The sequence below is a fragment of the Paenibacillus algorifonticola genome (assembly GCF_000971975.1).
Lineage (GTDB): Bacteria > Bacillota > Bacilli > Paenibacillales > Paenibacillaceae > Pristimantibacillus > Pristimantibacillus algorifonticola.
Genome location: NZ_LAQO01000002.1, coordinates 269,661 through 286,851 on the forward strand (window position 1 = coordinate 269,661; position 17,191 = coordinate 286,851).

Consider the following 17,191-nt stretch of genomic DNA (forward strand, 5'->3'; position numbering starts at 1 on the left):
CTAGCTCCTTTATGTTTCAGGTCACTCGGGGCTCCTGAAATCGGTACGTATTTCTCTATCATGCCATAGTTGAGGCAAAAACTTAACCCCTTGTTGGGATATTTTGCGGGTTGTCCGAATACATTTAGGCTTGAGAGGCTGTCCGAGGGGCGCTGAGGCATATACGGGAGGGAAACAAGCGATGGAACAATTGAAATGGCATCAATTGGGTAAAGGGGAGCTGACGCAAGCGCTGAACAGCATCCCGGAGCAGGGGCTGGCTGCCGCTGAAGCGGCGGAAAGGTTGCAGCGGGATGGGCACAATGAGCTGACCGAGGGCAAGCGGGTATCGCCCATCATGCTGTTTCTCAATCAGTTCAAGGATTTTATGGTATTGGTGCTCATGGGCGCTACTCTTATATCGGGGCTTCTGGGCGAATATTTGGATGCGGTAACGATTATCGCCATTATCGTCATTAATTCCGTGCTCGGCTTCGTGCAGGAGTTTCGGGCGGAAAAGTCGCTGCATGCGTTAAAAGAAATGTCAGCCCCGTCAGCAAAGGTTTTGCGCGGTGGGCAAATAATGGATATTCCAGCGAAGGAGTTGGTCGTTGGTGATGTGATTCTGCTGGAGAGCGGGGACCGCATTCCGGCCGATGTGCGGCTGCTGGAGGCGAACAGCTGCTATACGGAGGAATCTGCCTTAACCGGCGAGTCAGTGCCAGTCGGCAAACATGCGATGGCGATTTCCGAGGCAGAGTTGCCGCTCGGTGATCAGCGCAACATCGGCTTTATGGGTACGATGGTCACTCGGGGCACCGCGAAGGGCATGGTCATTCGTACCGGAATGAAAACGGAGATGGGCACGATTGCCGAGCTTATCCAGCAGACGGAGTCGATGGAAACGCCGCTGCAGCACAGGCTGGAGCAGCTGGGCAAAATTTTGATCGCCGTCGCCATTGGCCTGACGATTATTGTTGTTGCAGCAGGAATCCTGCATGGACAGCCTGCTTATGGCATGTTTTTGGCTGGAGTCAGCCTTGCTGTAGCGGCTATTCCGGAAGGTTTGCCCGCTATTGTGACGATTGCGCTCGCGCTCGGCGTACAGCGGATGATCAAGCGCAAGGCCATCGTCCGGAAGCTGCCGTCGGTGGAGACGCTCGGCTGCGCCTCGGTTATTTGCTCGGACAAAACAGGTACGCTGACGCAAAATAAAATGACCGTCACGACCATTTGGATGGGCGGACGCCGCCTCGATGTAACCGGGCAGGGCTATGAGCCCGTCGGCGCGATTATGGAGGGCGGGGAGCCCGTCGATATGAAGCATGACGCCTCGCTTAAACGGCTGCTGCAAGTTGCGGCGCTGTGCAATAATGCTTCGATTTATCAGGTGGAGCCGGAGGATGGGCGCAAGCGCAGTGGTAAAAATGCAGGGGCGGCGAAGCAGGAGTGGGTGCTGAATGGCGATCCGACCGAAGGAGCGCTCGTCGTGCTGGCAGCGAAGCTAGGCTTGACCGCCAAATCGCTGGAAGGACTGTACAAGCGAGAGCGGGAGTTCCCGTTCGATTCGGAGCGCAAGCTGATGTCGGTGTTGGCATCCCATCAAGGAGGACGCGTCATTTACGCGAAAGGCGCTCCAGATGTGCTCATGCACCAGTGCAGCTATGTGCTGTGGGACGGCAAGGTTGTGCCGTTTACAGGTACGCTTAAGCAAAAATATGCCGAGGCCAGCGAAGAGATGGCCCAGTCAGCGCTGCGTGTGCTCGGTCTCGCTTACCGTGATCTGCGGGCGACAGATAAATGCAATAGCGAGGCGGAGGCGGAGAGCCAGCTCGTATTCGTAGGGCTTACGGGCATGATTGACCCGCCGCGCCGCGAAGCGAGGGAAGCGATTGCGGTATGCCGCCGCGCAGGCATCAAGACTGTGATGATTACAGGCGATCACCAGTTGACTGCGGAAGCGATTGCTGGGCAGCTCGGCATTATGCCGCGCGGCGGCATCGCGATGAGCGGGAAGCAGCTTGAAAGCATGAGCGATGAGCAATTGGATCGTCTGGTAGACAATGTGTACGTCTATGCTCGCGTATCACCGGAGCATAAGCTACGCATCGTCAAGTCGCTTCAGCGCCAAGGGCATGTCGTTGCGATGACGGGCGATGGAGTAAACGATGCGCCAGCAATTAAAGCAGCGGATATCGGTATTTCAATGGGGATTACCGGAACGGATGTATCCAAGGAAGCTTCCGCGCTCATTTTGAGCGATGACAATTTCGCTTCCATTGTTTCGGCCATTGAGGAGGGGCGGAATATTTATGAAAATATCCGCAAATTCATTCGCTACTTGCTGGCCTCCAATGTCGGCGAAATTATGACGATGCTGCTTGCTATGATGGTAGGCTTGCCGCTGCCGCTCGTACCGATCCAAATTTTATGGGTCAATTTGGTGACCGATGGGCTGCCGGCGATGGCGCTCGGCGTCGATCAGGCGGAGAAGGATTTAATGAGCCAGAAGCCGCGCTCGGCGAAAGAAAATATTTTTGCCCGCCGCCTTGGTTGGAAAATCATTAGCCGCGGCTTGCTGATCGGCGTATGTACGCTCGGGGCATTCTGGATTACGCTGATCGAGGCACCGGGAAGCACAGAGCATTTGGTTAAAGCGCAGACCGTCGCGTTTGCAACACTCGTAATGGCGCAGCTCATTCATGTGTTTGACTGCCGCAGCTCGCGCTCGATTTTTCACCGTAATCCGCTGCAAAATCGTTATTTGGTGCTCGCTGTATTATCGTCGCTCATTATGATGCTCGGTGTGCTTTACATTGAGCCGCTGCAGCCTATTTTCAAAACGGTGCCGCTCGGACTGCGTGAATGGTGCCTCGTATTTGTCGCCGCTGGCATTCCGACCTTCCTAATGGGAGTTGGCAGCGTGCTGGGCACATCCAAGCCCAAAAACAAATCGGGCAAGCTGACGTTTGGCTCCAAAATGTCTACGAGATAACATAAAAGTACAAAAGTTGATGTATTTAGTGAATAGTGTTTATCCAAGCTTTGCGGTATGCTATCATTAATCAGAATCTTTTATTTATCAATGATAGCCGCGGCAAAGGAGCGTACACATATGAATTTCACGAAAATGCACGGATTAGGAAATGATTTTATCGTTATTGCAGGTGAGCAGCAGCTTCCGGATAACGCAGCACAGCTTGCTATCGATTTGTGCAACCGATTTTTTGGGATTGGCGCAGACGGTCTCGTATACATTTTGCCTTCGGAAAATGCGGATTTCCGCATGCGTATCATTAATTCTGACGGCTCTGAAGCAGAGCAATGCGGCAACGCGATTCGCTGCGTCGCAAAATACGTGTATGACAACGGCTTAACTAATAAAGAACTAATTACGATTGAAACGCTTGGCGCAGGTGCACAGGCGGTGCAATTGAGAGTAGAGGGCGGCAAGGTTCAAACCGTTCGCGTTGATATGGGCGAGCCGATTTTGAATGGCTTGGCGGTGCCAACAACGGTAGACCAGGAGCAGGTTGTAGAGCATCCGATTGAAGTAGACGGTCGCGAGTTCCGCTTTACTGCTGTATCTATGGGCAACCCGCATTGCGTGATCTACGTAGATGATGCGGCTAATTTCGACTTGGCTGCATGGGGTCCAAAGCTGGAGACGCACCCAATGTTCCCACGGAAAATCAACGTAGAATTCGTAACGGTCAATTCCCGCGAGCATACGGAAATGCGCGTATGGGAACGCGGTGCAGGCCCGACGCTTGCTTGTGGTACAGGCGCTTGCGCGACGGTCGTTGCTTCGGTGCTGAATGGTTACACGGATCGGACGGCAACGGTGTCGCTAAAGGGCGGCGATCTGCTCATTGAATGGAATGAAGCGGACAATCATGTATATATGACAGGGCCAGCGGCAGAAGTTTTCCGCGGCTCATTATAAGGCGGATACGGCTATGGGAGAGATGAACAGCAAACCGGATTTGCGCTCAGCAATTGCTGAGCGCATCTTGACTGGGGACGGCGCAATGGGAACCTTTCTTTATCAGATGGGGTTCCCTGTCGGCGTTTCCTATGAGGAATTTAATATTTTGCGTCCTGATGTAATCGAAAATGTTCACCGCCGATATTATGAAGCGGGAGCACAGGTCATTGAAACGAACACGTTTTCGGCTAACCTGGAAAAACTATCGATTTACGGCTTGGAAGCGGAAATGGAAGCGATTAACCGTGCCGGTGTCCGTATTGCCCGCGCTGCATCCGGCCCGGATGCTTACGTAGTAGGGGCGGTCGGCTCGATTCGCGCCGGAAAGCTTAAAAATACAAGAACCGTCCGCGTCAGCGATGCTTATGAGCGCCAAATGGCGGCACTGCTGACAGAGGGCGTTGATGGTTTTATGCTTGAAACGTTTTACGATCTTGACGAGATGCTGCTGGCGCTGCGGATTGCCCGCAAGCTGACGGATATTCCGGTCATCTGCCAATTCGCAGTTGAAGACGTTGGCCGTACGCAGGATGGCGTCAGCTTGAGACAGGCGTTCGACCAGCTTACAGAGGAAGGCGCAGATGTCGTTGGCTTTAACTGCCGAAGCGGCCCGAATGGGATTATGAGGGCGATGAAAGCGATCGAAGGGGAAGCAACATGGCCGCTGTCGATTTTTCCGAACGCCGGTATTCCTGACTATGTGGATGGAAAATATACGTATGCGGCAACGCCGGAATATTTTGCAGCATCTGCTCGCGAATTTGCGGATTACGGAGCACGTATTGTCGGTGGCTGCTGTGGTACGACTCCTGAGCATGTCGCTGCTATGGCAGCGGCGCTGAACCACTATTCACCGCAAAGCGGTTCACAGGCAGTTGGAGAAACGGCTGTTGCGGAAGTAGAGACCCTTGTTATTAACGAACAACCACCGGTGAAACTGGAAATTCCGGATGTCATCGTGCCAACTGAGCCGAACATCGTGGATAAGGTCCGCGAGCGTCATACCGTTATTGTCGAGCTGGATCCGCCTCGCGATCTGGATATTAGCAAGTTTATGGCGGGAGCAGCAGCGCTGAAGGCATGTGGAACGGACGCTGTTACGATGGCGGATAATTCGCTGGCGGTTACGCGCATGAGCAATTTGGCGCTCGCTGCGCTCGTACAAGAGAAGGTCGGCTTGCGTCCGCTCGTGCATATTGCTTGTCGAGACCGAAATTTGATCGGTACGCAATCCCACTTGATGGGCCTTGACGCGCTTGGCATTGACCATGTGCTTGCTGTAACAGGCGATCCGGCACGATTTGGCGATTTGCCTGATTCCAGCTCCGTCTATGATTTTACTTCCTTCGAGATGATTCGGATGACGAAGCAACTGAATGAAGGCATTGCCTTCTCCGGCAAGCCGCTGAAGCAGAAAGCAAACTTCATCGTTGGCGCCGCTTTTAACCCAAATGTGAAACATCTGGACAAAGCCGTGCAGCGACTGGAGCGCAAAATTAAATCCGGTGCCGATTATATTATGACGCAGCCGGTCTACGATCCGGCTTTGATTAAACAAATCGCAGAGGCTACCAGCCATCTTCCGATTCCTGTTTTTATTGGTATTATGCCGCTAGCGAGCGGACGCAATGCTGAGTACCTGCACAATGAGGTGCCGGGCATCCAGCTGTCAGATGAAGTTCGCCAGCGGATGGCTGGACTTGAAGGGGAAGCGGGGCGTGCTGAAGGCGTCCGTATTGCCAAGGAGCTTCTGGATGAGGCGGTGCTCCATTTCAAAGGCATTTACCTGATTACACCGTTTATGTTTTATGATATGGCGGTACAGCTTACGGAATATGTTTGGGAGAAAACAGGCGTTCATCGTTAATAGCATCGTAATGTATAAGGGGAAAGTGCCATTTTCATGTAGAATTTGCGCTTTGCCCTTGTTCGTTGCGCCAAAATCATTTAAGATGTATACTAATGAATACTGCCTCCCTGACTGTTTGGAATAGCAAGGCGAGGACAGGCTGTCGTACAGTTCGGATGTTGTCTATACGTCCGCCTAGCGGAAAACGTATGCCCCGGACTTTTTTCGTCAACAATAATGCAATAGTTCTGCCGTTATTTGGCAGGTGGAGTGCATTCATCGTCCAAATACTTATACTTATATCTTGTTTATTCGGGCAGTTGCACGAGGGAGACCGGAGGGGGAGCTTACTTGGCTATTAAACTAATTAATATTGGCTTTGGCAACATTGTGTCAGCCAACCGCATTATTTCAATCGTGAGCCCCGAATCGGCGCCGATTAAGCGGATTATCCAGGAAGCGCGCGACCGTCATATGCTTATTGATGCCACATATGGAAGACGTACGCGAGCGGTAATTATTACGGACAGCGACCACGTTATTCTATCAGCAGTACAGCCGGAGACGGTAGCACACCGTCTTTCCACCAAGGATGACGATAACGACGAATAGTACGGGGAGTCTTATGAATAAGGGATTGTTAATTGTATTGTCCGGTCCATCCGGCGTAGGTAAAGGGACGGTATGCTCCGTTCTGCGGAAAAAGATGCCTGATCTCGTATACTCTGTCTCGGCGACGACTCGTTCACCGCGGCAAGGGGAAATTGATGGCGTAAACTATTTCTTTAAGACACGAGAGCAGTTTCAGGAAATGATGGCTTGTGATGCCTTGCTGGAGCATGCGGAGTATGTCGGCAATTGCTACGGCACGCCGCGCGATTTCGTTGAACGGACACTGGCAGGCGGTCAGGATGTCATTTTGGAAATTGAGGTTCAAGGCGCTTTGAAGGTAAAGGAAAAATTTCCGGAAGGCGTGTTTATTTTTCTCGTGCCGCCATCCTTGGATGAGCTGAAGCAGCGCATTACGGGGCGTGGTACGGAGACGCAGGACACGATTAATCACCGGATGACGGTGGCGGAAGAAGAGATGAATCTGCTTAGCCATTATGATTATGCGGTCGTGAACGATGAGATTGAGGCTGCTTGTCACCGAATCGAGAGCATCATTACGGCTGAACATTGCAAGGCAAGCAAATATTTAGCGGAGCTGGGCGAGCTGCCAGCTGCAATCGAGAAAGCCTAAGCGAGGAGATGGAACATGCTATACCCTTCTATTGATGAAATGGTTAAGAAAGTCGACAGCAAATACTCGCTAGTCGTTGCAGCATCCAGACGCGCGCGCATGCTGCGCAATGGTGAAAAATCCGAGCTGAAATCGCCAAAATCGGCGAAATTTGTCGGTGTAGCGCTTGAAGAGATTTACGGCGATATCGTTGTCGTAGAATCGAAAGAACCGATCGACGAGTAGCATTAGGCTGCTGAATAACTGTGCAACCGTCATTTATGACGGTTGTTTTTTTGTTTAGGAGACTAGGGTGTGCATGCAAACCAAGATTGGGCCGCTACTCCTTACTCAGCACTTATTTGAAACCAATCTCATCTGATGGTTCAAGGCTTAAGGAAGCTCTGCATGCGAGTGCTGCAGGGACCACACAGCTCGGGACACGCTACCTCCTTTTTTGAAGGACTGAGGTTCCGCTATTTTGGCTTTTTAGACGATTTCAGGCCGTAAGCGGACAGGAAAGCCGTTATTGCCCTCGTCATCCTATTAAAATACCGTTTGGCAGCGCATTAGCGTCTCCTGAGTCCGCAGCTTCTGCCATAACGCGTGATTCGGTTGAAATAGCGGCCGCTGTGTCCGCCAAAAGTCCATGCACAAGGCTGCCTTTCCGGACGTAGTTCCTATTCATGTTTGAAGCTAAATTCAATCAGGATCAGCATCTGGCTTGTTTGCGTTTGCATACACGCCCTAGAGTGAGTAATGGACCATCCTTCGTGCAGGATGGTCTTTTTTCTATGTGAGAGGTTATTCGTGATCTACAAGGTCTTGCTGAAAACGGCGCAGGCTGCATGATTCGGGCGTAAATGCGAAGCTCCAACCATCCCAGCTGTGAGGGGCTTAGCATGTGAAAATCATGTTGTTTTTACTTTGTATAAATACTTGACTATAAATCTTTGTTTTTGTTTGAAATTTGTGTATTCAAAGACAAACAAATATGTTAGTATAAAAACAAGCAAAAACAAATATGATTTCGGAGGTTTGCAAAATGGTACAATCTTTATGGAATGCCTCTCTTGCAGCAGAAGTTGAAGCAGGTTTGGGTGAACTCGTATACCGTTCTAATATTATTGGCGCTGATCGCCGTGTATGTAACTGGGGAGGCGGAAACACTTCCTCGAAAACAATCGTAAAGGATTTCCGCGGCCGCGATGTGGAAGTTATGTTCGTTAAAGGCAGCGGCTCCGACCTTGCGTCAATGAAGGCAGGCAATTTTACAGGCTTGCGCATGGAGGATATTCGTCCATTGTTCGAACGTGCGGAAATGTCTGATGAAGATATGGTAGCGTATCTTGTGAACTGTATGATCGATTCTAAGCATCCGCGCGCTTCTATTGAAACGCTGCTGCATGCTTTCCTGCCGTTCAAGCACGTGGATCACACGCATCCGGATGCGATTATTAGCCTATGCTGCGCAGACAATGGCAAAGCGGTAGCGAAAGAAATTTTCGGCGACCGTTTCGTCTGGGTTCCTTATGTGCGTCCTGGCTTTACTCTTTCCAAAATGATCGCGGAGGGCGTGCTTGCCAATCCGAAGGCTGAGCTTGTGCTTATGGAGAAGCACGGTCTGGTTACTTGGGGCGAGACTTCAGAGGAGTGCTACGCAAAAACAATTCAAATCATCAGCGAGGCGGAGGCTTACATTGAAGCTCGCGTTGATGAAGCGAAGCTGTTTGGCGGCGTGAAGCATGAGGCGCTGGCGGCTGACGTTCGCAGAAGCATCGCCGCACAAGTGATGCCGACGATTCGCGGCGCAGTGAGCGACGAGAAAAAAATGATTTTGACATTCGATGACGAATCCGATGTGCTGCAATTTGTAGGCGGACACAACTCGGGCGTCGTTTCCCAGGTAGGCGCTGCTTGCCCGGATCACCTCGTTCATACGAAGGTCGTTCCACTGTTTGTGGATTGGACACCAAGCGCGGACGATGTAGAAGGTCTTAAAGCGAAGCTGAAAGAAAGCATTGCTGCCTATAAAGAGCAATACAAAGCGTATTTTGAACGCAACAAGCATGAAGGCGATGTGATGTTCGAGGCGGCTCCACGCGTTATTTTGATTCCGGGCGTAGGCATGATCAATACCGGAAAAAGCTGGGCTAACTCCAAAGTTAGCGGCGCGCTTTACCATCGTGCGATTGCGGTTATTAGAGGAGCGACAGCTCTGGGCGAGTTTGTATCGCTTAGCGAAAATGAATCCTACAACGTTGAATATTGGCCGCTTGAGCTTTACAAATTGTCGCTTGCTCCGGCAGAAACAGAATTTTCCCGTAAAGTGGCGTTTATAACAGGCGGTGCTGGCGGTATCGGCAGCGAAACAGCTCGTCGCCTCGTTTCTGAAGGCGCGCATGTGGTGCTTGCGGACTTGAATCTTGAAGGCGCTGAGAAAGTAGCAGCCGAAATCAATGAGAAGTATGGCGAAAACCGGGCGATTGCCGTTAAAATGGATGTAACGAGCGAAGAGCAGGTTGCTGCTGCTTACGCCGACACGGCGCTTGCTTATGGCGGCGTTGATATTATCGTCAACAATGCGGGCCTTGCTACATCGAGCCCATTTGACGAAACTTCGCTCAAGGAATGGAACCTGAACATGAACGTGCTTGGCACAGGCTATTTCCTTGTAGCCCGTGAAGCCTTCAAGCAAATGAAAACACAGGGCATCGGCGGCAACATGGTATTTATCGGCTCGAAAAACTCGGTATATGCAGGTAAAAATGCATCGGCTTACAGCTCTGTTAAAGCGCTTGAAGCTCATTTGGCCCGCTGTATCGCAGCTGAGGGCGGCGAATTTGGTATTCGCGTCAACACGGTACTTCCGGATGCTATTTTGCAAGGCTCGGCGATTTGGAACGGCAGCTGGCGCAATGAGCGCGCAGCAGCTTACGGTATTGAGCCGGATCAACTGGAAGAGTATTACCGCAAGCGTACGACGCTGCTGGTTAATATTTATCCGCGTGATATTGCCGAAGGCATTGCTTTCTTTGCTTCATCGAAATCGGAGAAGACGACTGGCTGCATGCTGACGATTGACGGCGGCGTACCAGCAGCGTTTACCCGCTAAATTTATTAGGAGAGATGCGGATATGTATAAAGCTCAGGGAGAAAAGCATTGGTTTATACCAGACGGTTACATTCCAGAGACGAGCTCCGGCTCGCTGCCTAGCCATGAGTCCATCTGTGTACTGAATACATCGTCGGAAGAAGCATTGCTGCGGATTACGATCTTTTTCGAAGACCGCGACCCAATGACCGATATTCTTGTCGTGATTCCTGCCAGACGTACGAAGCATGTCCGCACCAGCTCTTTAGGCAAAAACGGAGTGCCGATTCCAATCGGCGTTCCGTATGCCATCGAGCTGCAAAGCGACATTCCGGTCATTGTACAGTACAGCAGGCTGGATTCCACGCAAGCTGAAAATGCTTTAATGTCAACGTTGGGTTATCCCATTAAATAATATAATATTTTATAGTGGAAAGGGTGTTTGAACATGTCCGATCGCGCGTATCAGCTATTGGAAGAACAGCAGAAGGCCAGAGGTATTAATCTGGATGCCGTCAAAGAGCAATTGAAAACGCTTAAAATTGAAACGCCTTCATGGGGCTATGGCGATTCAGGTACGCGCTTCAAGGTTTATCAGAAGGAAGGCGTTCCACGCACGCCGTTTGAGAAAATCGAAGATGCAGCACAGGTACACCGTTATACGGGCCTGGCGCCATCGGTTGCGATTCATATTCCTTGGGACAAAGTCGACGATTATGGCAAGCTGAGAAGCCATGCGGAAAGCCTCGGCCTCAAGATCGGTGCGGTTAATCCGAATTTATTTCAGGAAGATGAATATATGCTCGGCAGCGTAACGAATGCGAATGAGAAAATTCGCCGCAAAGCGACGGATCATTTGCTGGAATGTGTGCAAATCGCTAAAGAAACAGGCTCGCGCGATATTAGCCTCTGGTTTGCAGACGGCACAAACTATCCGGGCCAAGGTGATATTCGCAAGCGTAAAGCTTGGATGCAGGAATCGCTTTCTGAAATGTACCGTGCACTTGATCCTCATATGCGGATGCTGATTGAATATAAATGCTTTGAGCCTGCTTTCTATCACACCGATCTCGCAGATTGGGGCATGTCGTATAATTTGGCGATGAAGCTTGGACCGCAGGCAGAAGTGCTTGTGGATACCGGGCATCATCTGCAGGGCGCAAACATTGAACATATCGTCGCTTACCTGATTGACGAGAAGCGTCTGGGCGGCTTCCACTTTAACAGCCGCAAATATGCGGATGATGATCTCATCGTAGGAACGACGAATCCTTATGAGCTGTTCCTGATTTTCTATCAAATTTTGCTAGCTAGCAAAGATAATGATGAGGCGATTCGCAACAATGTTAGCAATATCGCCTATATGATTGACCAATCGCACAGCATTGAACAGAAAATTCCAGCGATGCTGCGTTCGGTACTGAATGTACAGACGCAATTCGCGAAAGCGCTGCTGATCAATCATGATGAAGTAACAGATGCGCAAAACAGAGATGATGTACTTGGCGCTGAAGACGCGGTTCGCAAAGCGTTCGAATTCGACGTTACGCCGCTGCTGCACGCTGTTCGTCAAGAGCAAGGCTTGCCGCTAGATCCAATGCGCGCGTATTTGGACAGCAGCTATGGCAAGGATATTCTAGCGAGAGGCAAGGGCGGTGCCAGCTGGTGACCATTCTTGCTTACGATTTGGGGGCGAGCAGCGGAAGAGCGCTGCTTGGCCGCCTCGTTAACAACAAAATCGAAGTGGAAGAAATACATCGGTTCTCGAATGATCCGGTACAAGTGGGAGAGCGTCTGCATTGGGACGTTCTTCGCTTGTATTATGAGATTAAACAAGGCTTGGTCAAAGCCAAGCAATTGAAGGTAGAGCCGCAAAGCATCGGCATTGATACATGGGCTGTAGACTTTGGCCTTATTGGGAGCAGCGGCGAGCTGCTGGGAAATCCTTATCATTACCGCGACCGCCACACGGATGGTATGATGGAGAAGGTTTTTACGGCAATTCCGCAGACGGATATTTTCGAGCGGACGGGCATTCAGTTTTTAAGCTTTAATACGATATATCAGCTCGCTGCTTTGCAGCAAAATGGATCGCCGCTGCTGCGTGATGCCCAGCATTTTCTCATGATTCCAGATTTGCTGCGGTATTATTTGACGGGCGATATGCTTAATGAGTTTTCCAATGCGACAACAACTCAGATGTTTAATCCGCTAACAGGAGATTGGGACGGAGAACTGATTGAACGTCTTGGATTGAATCGCAGCATGTTTGGGCAGGTCGTTCAGCCGGGAGCGGATGCTGGGCGTATTCGTCCTTCCGTAAGCGCCGAGCTTGGCGTTGGAAATATTCCGGTTATCGCCGTTGCCGAGCATGATACAGGATCTGCGGTTGCGGCTGTGCCTGCGCTTCAGCGTCCATTCGCATATTTGAGCTGCGGCACCTGGTCGCTGATGGGAACAGAAGTAGAGCGTCCCGTCATTAATGAGACAGCCTACCGCTTGAACTTTACGAATGAAGGTGGCGTAGACGGTACGTACCGCCTGCTCAAAAACATTATGGGCCTCTGGATCGTCCAGGAGCTGAAGCGCGAATGGGATCAAGCGGGGCGCGGCCAATCCTTTGCTGAGCTTGTAAAGCTGGCGGGAGAAGCGAAGCCTTTCACTGCTTTTATCGATCCTGATGCAGCGGTATTTTTGCCCCCAGGCGGCATGGAGGCGCGCATTCGTGCCTATTGCGAGCAGACGGGGCAGCAGCTTGATCGCAGCCCTGGTGCAATTGTGCGTTGTGTATTGGAGAGCCTCGCGTTAAAATATCGTTATGTGCTGGAATTAACAGAGCAGCTTTCCGAGCAGCAGTTCAACGGTCTGCATATGGTAGGCGGCGGCATTCAGAATAAGCTTCTCTGCCAGTGGACGGCTAATGCGATCGGCAAGCCGGTATGGGCCGGCCCGGTTGAAGGCAGCGCAATCGGCAATATGATTGTGCAATGGATTGCCCGCGGCGAGCTAGCTGATATTTGGGAAGCGCGTAAAGTGATTCGGGATTCCTTCGAGGTTGAGCATTATGAGCCTGCGGAGCAGCAAGCATGGCAGGATGCTTACGGCCGATTTACACAGGTGACGGGGCTGTAGTTTTTTTGGAAAGAAAGGAGGGCGGCTGATGCTGGTTGCGGAGCGTTATGAAAAAATCGTACAGCTGGTGAATGACAGAGGCAGTATAAGAGTGTCCGAGCTCAGCGAGCTATGCGGCGTAACGGAAGAAACGATACGGCGCGATTTGGATCGCTTGGAGCAGGCAGGCAAGCTGCGGCGTTCGCACGGCGGCGCGGTGAACGTGAAGGATCAGCAGCCGGAGACGCCCTTTACCGAGCGGGAAATTACCCATGCGGAGGAAAAACGGCAAATTGCGCAGGAAGCGATTAAGCTTATTAAGCCGAAGGACAGGATTGTACTGGATGCCAGTACGACGGCCTGGTACATGGCTTCGCATTTGCCTGATATACCGCTCACGGTATTGACCAATTCCATTAAGGTCGCGCTGGAGCTAAGCACGAAGGAGAAGATTGAGGTGATCTCCACAGGCGGGCTGCTCGCTTCGCGCTCGCTGTCCTACGTTGGGCCGCTCGCGGAACGCTCGCTTGATGCGTATTATGTTGATAAGCTGTTTTTATCGTGCAAGGGCGTACATTTGGAGCGGGGAATTAGCGAGTCAAGCGAGCTGCAGGCACGTATTAAGCTGAAAATGATCGGCATTGCCGATCAGGTCGTACTGCTGGCTGATTCCAGCAAGTTCGGCGTACAAGCTTTTACGCAGGTAGCAGAGCTTAATGACGTCCATTCCATTATTACGGACAAACGGATTGGTGCGGACACCGTTGCCGAGCTGAAAGCAAGGTCAATGGATTTGACGATTGTGTAAGGTGGCATTCTAGCGAGCGGGATTTGTCAAAAGGTTGGTGGGAAGTGTTTGCAGCATGCGGTTACTTTCCAGCCGATTTGCAGTCCCGCTTGCTTTGTCCAACTTGTCTGACAACCTGATATTATACATTTGTTATTCATCAGAGCAAAAGAGGTGCTAAAGGTGAAAGTATCCTTATTTATTACATGTTTAAGTGACGCGATGTATCCTAGAGTCGGTGAAGCGATGGTACGGCTGCTGGCGAAATGCGGCGTACGGCTCGATTTTCCAACGGTTCAAACATGCTGCGGCCAGCCTGCCTTCAACAGCGGCTATTGGAAGGAAGCGCGGGAATCAGCGAAGACGATTTTGGACGCTTTTGAGGACAGCGATTTTGTCATTTCGCCTTCCGGCTCCTGCACAGGAATGATTCATCATTATCCGAAGCTGTTTGAAAATGATCCCGTTATGCTCGCACGAGCAAATAAGCTCCAGCAGAAGTCTTATGAATTCACCCAGTTCCTCGTACAGGTGCTTGGGGTGAAGGATGTAGGTGCGGTGTACCCGCACAAGGTGACCTATCACCCATCCTGCCACGGCAGTCGCCTGCTTGGCATCAAGGAAGAGCCACTTGAGCTGATGCGGCACGTCAAAGGAATGGAGCTTGTGCCGCTGCCTTTTGCAGAGGACTGCTGCGGGTTCGGCGGAACGTTCGCCGTCAAGATGGCGGACATATCTGGCGCAATGGTGACGGAGAAGGCGGACCATGTGCTGGAGACGGAAGCAGAGGTGCTAGTCGGTCTTGATCTCGCCTGCCTGATGAATATCGCCGGAAATTTGCGCTACCGCAACGAACCGGTGAAAGTGATGCATTTGGCTGAGCTATTGTATGAAGGGGTGAAGCAGGCATGAGTGCACCAACCGGAACGAAAGTGCCGCCTACGGTCAAAGGACGGGCAGATCTGGCGTTAAACGACGAGTTTTTGCGCAAGGCCGTTAAATTTACGACGGAGCGCCTGCGCAACGGCAAGCATGCGGCTACAGCCGAGCATGGCAATTGGGAAGAATGGCGCGAACGCGGACGGCAAATTCGTCTGCATACGATTGCCCATCTGGACTATTACTTGAATTTGTTCGCGGACAATGCACGGGCGAATGGCGTTCATGTGCATTTTGCTTCGACGGCGGCTGAGGCGGTGAAAGTATCACTTGCGATTGCCAAGCAGGTAAAGGCGAAATCGGTCGTAAAGTCCAAGTCGATGGTCACGGAAGAGCTGCATCTCAATCATGCGCTGGAAGGGCTCGGAATCGAGGCTATCGAAACCGATTTGGGCGAGTATATTATTCAGCTTGCTGGAGAGACGCCTTCGCATATTATTATCCCGGCTATTCACAAAAACCGCTTTCAGATCGCTGAGCTGCTGTCGAAGGAAGCGGGCGAGACGCTTGAGGCCGATACGACGATTTTGGCTGGCTTCGTCCGCAAAAAGCTGCGCGAGAAGTTTCTCGAAGCGGACATCGGCATGACGGGCTGTAATTTTGCGATTGCGGAGACCGGGTCGATGGTCTTGTTTGAAAATGAAGGCAACGCGCGTATGGTGACGACGGTGCCGAAAACGCAAATTACGCTCATGGGCATGGAACGGATTATTCCTTCTTGGTCTGATCTCGAAGTGATGGCGACGCTGCTGCCGCGATCAGCGACTGGGCAGAAGCTGACGATGTATATGTCCGGCATTACCGGACCTCGCCGCGATGTGGACGCCGATGGGCCTGATGAAATGCACATTATTATTGTAGATAATGGGCGCTCGAACCAGCTTGGCGACCCTGAGTTTCAGGAGCTGCTCAATTGCATTCGCTGCGGTGCCTGCCTCAATGCTTGCCCGGTATACCGCCACATCGGCGGTCATGCCTATGGCGGGACATACAGCGGACCTATTGGCGCAGTGCTCACGCCCGCACTCCAGAAAAATGTCGGCGATTGGGATGATATCGCCAACGCCTCCAGCCTTTGCGGCGCCTGCTATGAAGCATGCCCGGTCAAAATTCCGCTGCATGAAATGCTCATTTATTTGCGCAGACGCAAGCAAGAGGGCGGGCATCGCGATTTGGCGGAAGCGGGCGGCATGAAAGGATTTTCGGCCATTATGGGCAATTCGGGCCGCTTCAAGGGAGTAGTCAAGCTAGGCAAGCTGGGACAGCGGCTCGTTTCACGCAATGGCGAAATCCGGCTTAAACTGGGGCCGCTGAAGGGCTGGAACAGCTACCGCGTTACGCCAAGCCTGCCGAAGCAGTCTTTCCGCGATAAATGGGGTACGCTCGAAGAGGAGCTTCGCCATGGTCTGAATGAGCTGAGTCCAGATGCACGCAGCCGGATGGAGCAGCTCGTTCGCAGCAGAGAGCAAGATGGAGGAGGGCATGGACATGGCTGAACAGACGCATGAGCAATGGCTGGAGGAGCTTGCGACGGATTCCCGCCGCAAGCAGGAAGCTTTTATGAATGATATCGCACATAAGCTCAAACGTCCGCGCGTGCTAGAAAAGCCGGTGCATCCGTTCCGTGGTGCCCCGGACTTCTGGCAGGAGTATGAATGGACGCTGGAAGAGCGGACCCAACGCTTCACAGCAAATTTTCATAGTAATGGCGGTCATGTCAGCCATTTGTCCACGATGGACGAAGCGAAGCAATTCATTAAGGAGAAGGCAACGGAGCTTGGTGCGCGTTACATCATTAGGCAAAACCAGCCGGAGCTCGCCGAGATGAAGCTGGAAGAAGCACTGCCTAACGTGAGCTTAAGCGTATGGAACAGCAATGAAAATGAAAATTGGAAAGCGCGCGCGGCAGAAGCGGATTTTGGTGTTGTTGTAGCTGATTATGCGGCTGCCTATACGTCATCTATTGCGGTTTTGTCTGGAAAGGACAAGGGGCGTTCAGTCAGCCTGCTTCCAACCGTTCTAATCGTCATTATTCCGCTGGAGCGGCTGAAGACGAAGCTTGGAGAGATTTTAATTCCTCTGGATGAAGCGGGCCGTGAAAGCTTGCCGGCTGGCATTCATTTTATTTCGGGGCCAAGCCGCTCTTCCGATATTGAAAATGACTTGACGATTGGTGTTCATGGTCCCGGCGTCGTTTATGCGCTGCTGGTCGGATAGGTTTT

The 17,191-nt window shown here is 51.6% G+C and carries 14 protein-coding genes; all 14 read left to right on the forward strand.

Annotated features, from left to right (window positions below; all coding sequences use genetic code 11):
* Positions 1 to 181: 181 nt before the first annotated feature.
* The 14 genes from WH37_RS10920 (at position 182) to WH37_RS10985 (ending at position 17,186) form a co-directional block, all read left to right on the forward strand.
* Positions 182 to 2,974, forward strand: a complete 2,793-nt coding sequence (locus WH37_RS10920; RefSeq protein ID WP_046230592.1) for a calcium-translocating P-type ATPase, SERCA-type — start codon at positions 182 to 184, stop codon at positions 2,972 to 2,974.
* 120 nt (positions 2,975 to 3,094) lie between these two features.
* A complete protein-coding gene (gene dapF, locus WH37_RS10925) occupies positions 3,095 to 3,925 on the forward strand; it encodes a diaminopimelate epimerase (RefSeq protein ID WP_046230593.1) in 831 nt (276 codons plus the stop codon).
* Between the two features lie 13 nt (positions 3,926 to 3,938).
* On the forward strand, positions 3,939 to 5,834 hold the full coding sequence (locus WH37_RS10930) for a bifunctional homocysteine S-methyltransferase/methylenetetrahydrofolate reductase (RefSeq protein ID WP_231594189.1): 1,896 nt from the start codon (positions 3,939 to 3,941) through the stop codon (positions 5,832 to 5,834).
* Between the two features lie 333 nt (positions 5,835 to 6,167).
* Positions 6,168 to 6,428, forward strand: coding sequence for an extracellular matrix/biofilm regulator RemA (remA, locus tag WH37_RS10935; RefSeq protein ID WP_005548256.1), 261 nt, complete (start codon positions 6,168 to 6,170; stop codon positions 6,426 to 6,428).
* 13 nt (positions 6,429 to 6,441) lie between these two features.
* A complete protein-coding gene (gmk, locus tag WH37_RS10940; protein WP_046230594.1) occupies positions 6,442 to 7,059 on the forward strand; it encodes a guanylate kinase in 618 nt (205 codons plus the stop codon).
* 15 nt (positions 7,060 to 7,074) lie between these two features.
* Positions 7,075 to 7,284 (forward strand): DNA-directed RNA polymerase subunit omega, encoded by a 210-nt coding sequence (gene rpoZ / locus WH37_RS10945; protein ID WP_046230595.1) that lies wholly within the window; start codon positions 7,075 to 7,077, stop codon positions 7,282 to 7,284.
* 799 nt (positions 7,285 to 8,083) lie between these two features.
* Complete coding sequence (locus WH37_RS10950) at positions 8,084 to 10,153, forward strand: bifunctional rhamnulose-1-phosphate aldolase/short-chain dehydrogenase (protein WP_046230596.1); 2,070 nt, start codon at positions 8,084 to 8,086, stop codon at positions 10,151 to 10,153.
* 22 nt (positions 10,154 to 10,175) lie between these two features.
* Complete coding sequence (locus tag WH37_RS10955) at positions 10,176 to 10,547, forward strand: sensory rhodopsin transducer (protein WP_046230597.1); 372 nt, start codon at positions 10,176 to 10,178, stop codon at positions 10,545 to 10,547.
* A 33-nt stretch (positions 10,548 to 10,580) separates the two neighbouring features.
* Positions 10,581 to 11,801 (forward strand): L-rhamnose isomerase, encoded by a 1,221-nt coding sequence (gene rhaI / locus WH37_RS10960; RefSeq protein ID WP_046230598.1) that lies wholly within the window; start codon positions 10,581 to 10,583, stop codon positions 11,799 to 11,801.
* Positions 11,798 to 13,264, forward strand: a complete 1,467-nt coding sequence (locus WH37_RS10965) for a rhamnulokinase (RefSeq protein WP_046230599.1) — start codon at positions 11,798 to 11,800, stop codon at positions 13,262 to 13,264. Before rhaI ends, WH37_RS10965 begins: the two co-directional genes overlap by 4 nt.
* A gap of 28 nt (positions 13,265 to 13,292) precedes the next feature.
* Positions 13,293 to 14,051: a DeoR/GlpR family DNA-binding transcription regulator gene (locus WH37_RS10970; RefSeq protein WP_046230600.1), complete on the forward strand. Its 759-nt coding sequence runs from the start codon at positions 13,293 to 13,295 to the stop codon at positions 14,049 to 14,051.
* Positions 14,052 to 14,213: 162 nt separating this feature from the next.
* The gene (locus tag WH37_RS10975) at positions 14,214 to 14,942 is read left to right on the forward strand and encodes a (Fe-S)-binding protein (protein ID WP_046230601.1); all 729 of its coding nucleotides are present in this window, start codon (positions 14,214 to 14,216) and stop codon (positions 14,940 to 14,942) included.
* Positions 14,939 to 16,465, forward strand: coding sequence for a LutB/LldF family L-lactate oxidation iron-sulfur protein (locus WH37_RS10980; protein WP_046230602.1), 1,527 nt, complete (start codon positions 14,939 to 14,941; stop codon positions 16,463 to 16,465). Before WH37_RS10975 ends, WH37_RS10980 begins: the two co-directional genes overlap by 4 nt.
* Positions 16,458 to 17,186 (forward strand): LutC/YkgG family protein, encoded by a 729-nt coding sequence (locus WH37_RS10985; RefSeq protein WP_046230603.1) that lies wholly within the window; start codon positions 16,458 to 16,460, stop codon positions 17,184 to 17,186. The genes WH37_RS10980 and WH37_RS10985 overlap by 8 nt, the downstream gene beginning before the upstream one ends.
* The last annotated feature ends 5 nt before the right edge of the window (positions 17,187 to 17,191 follow it).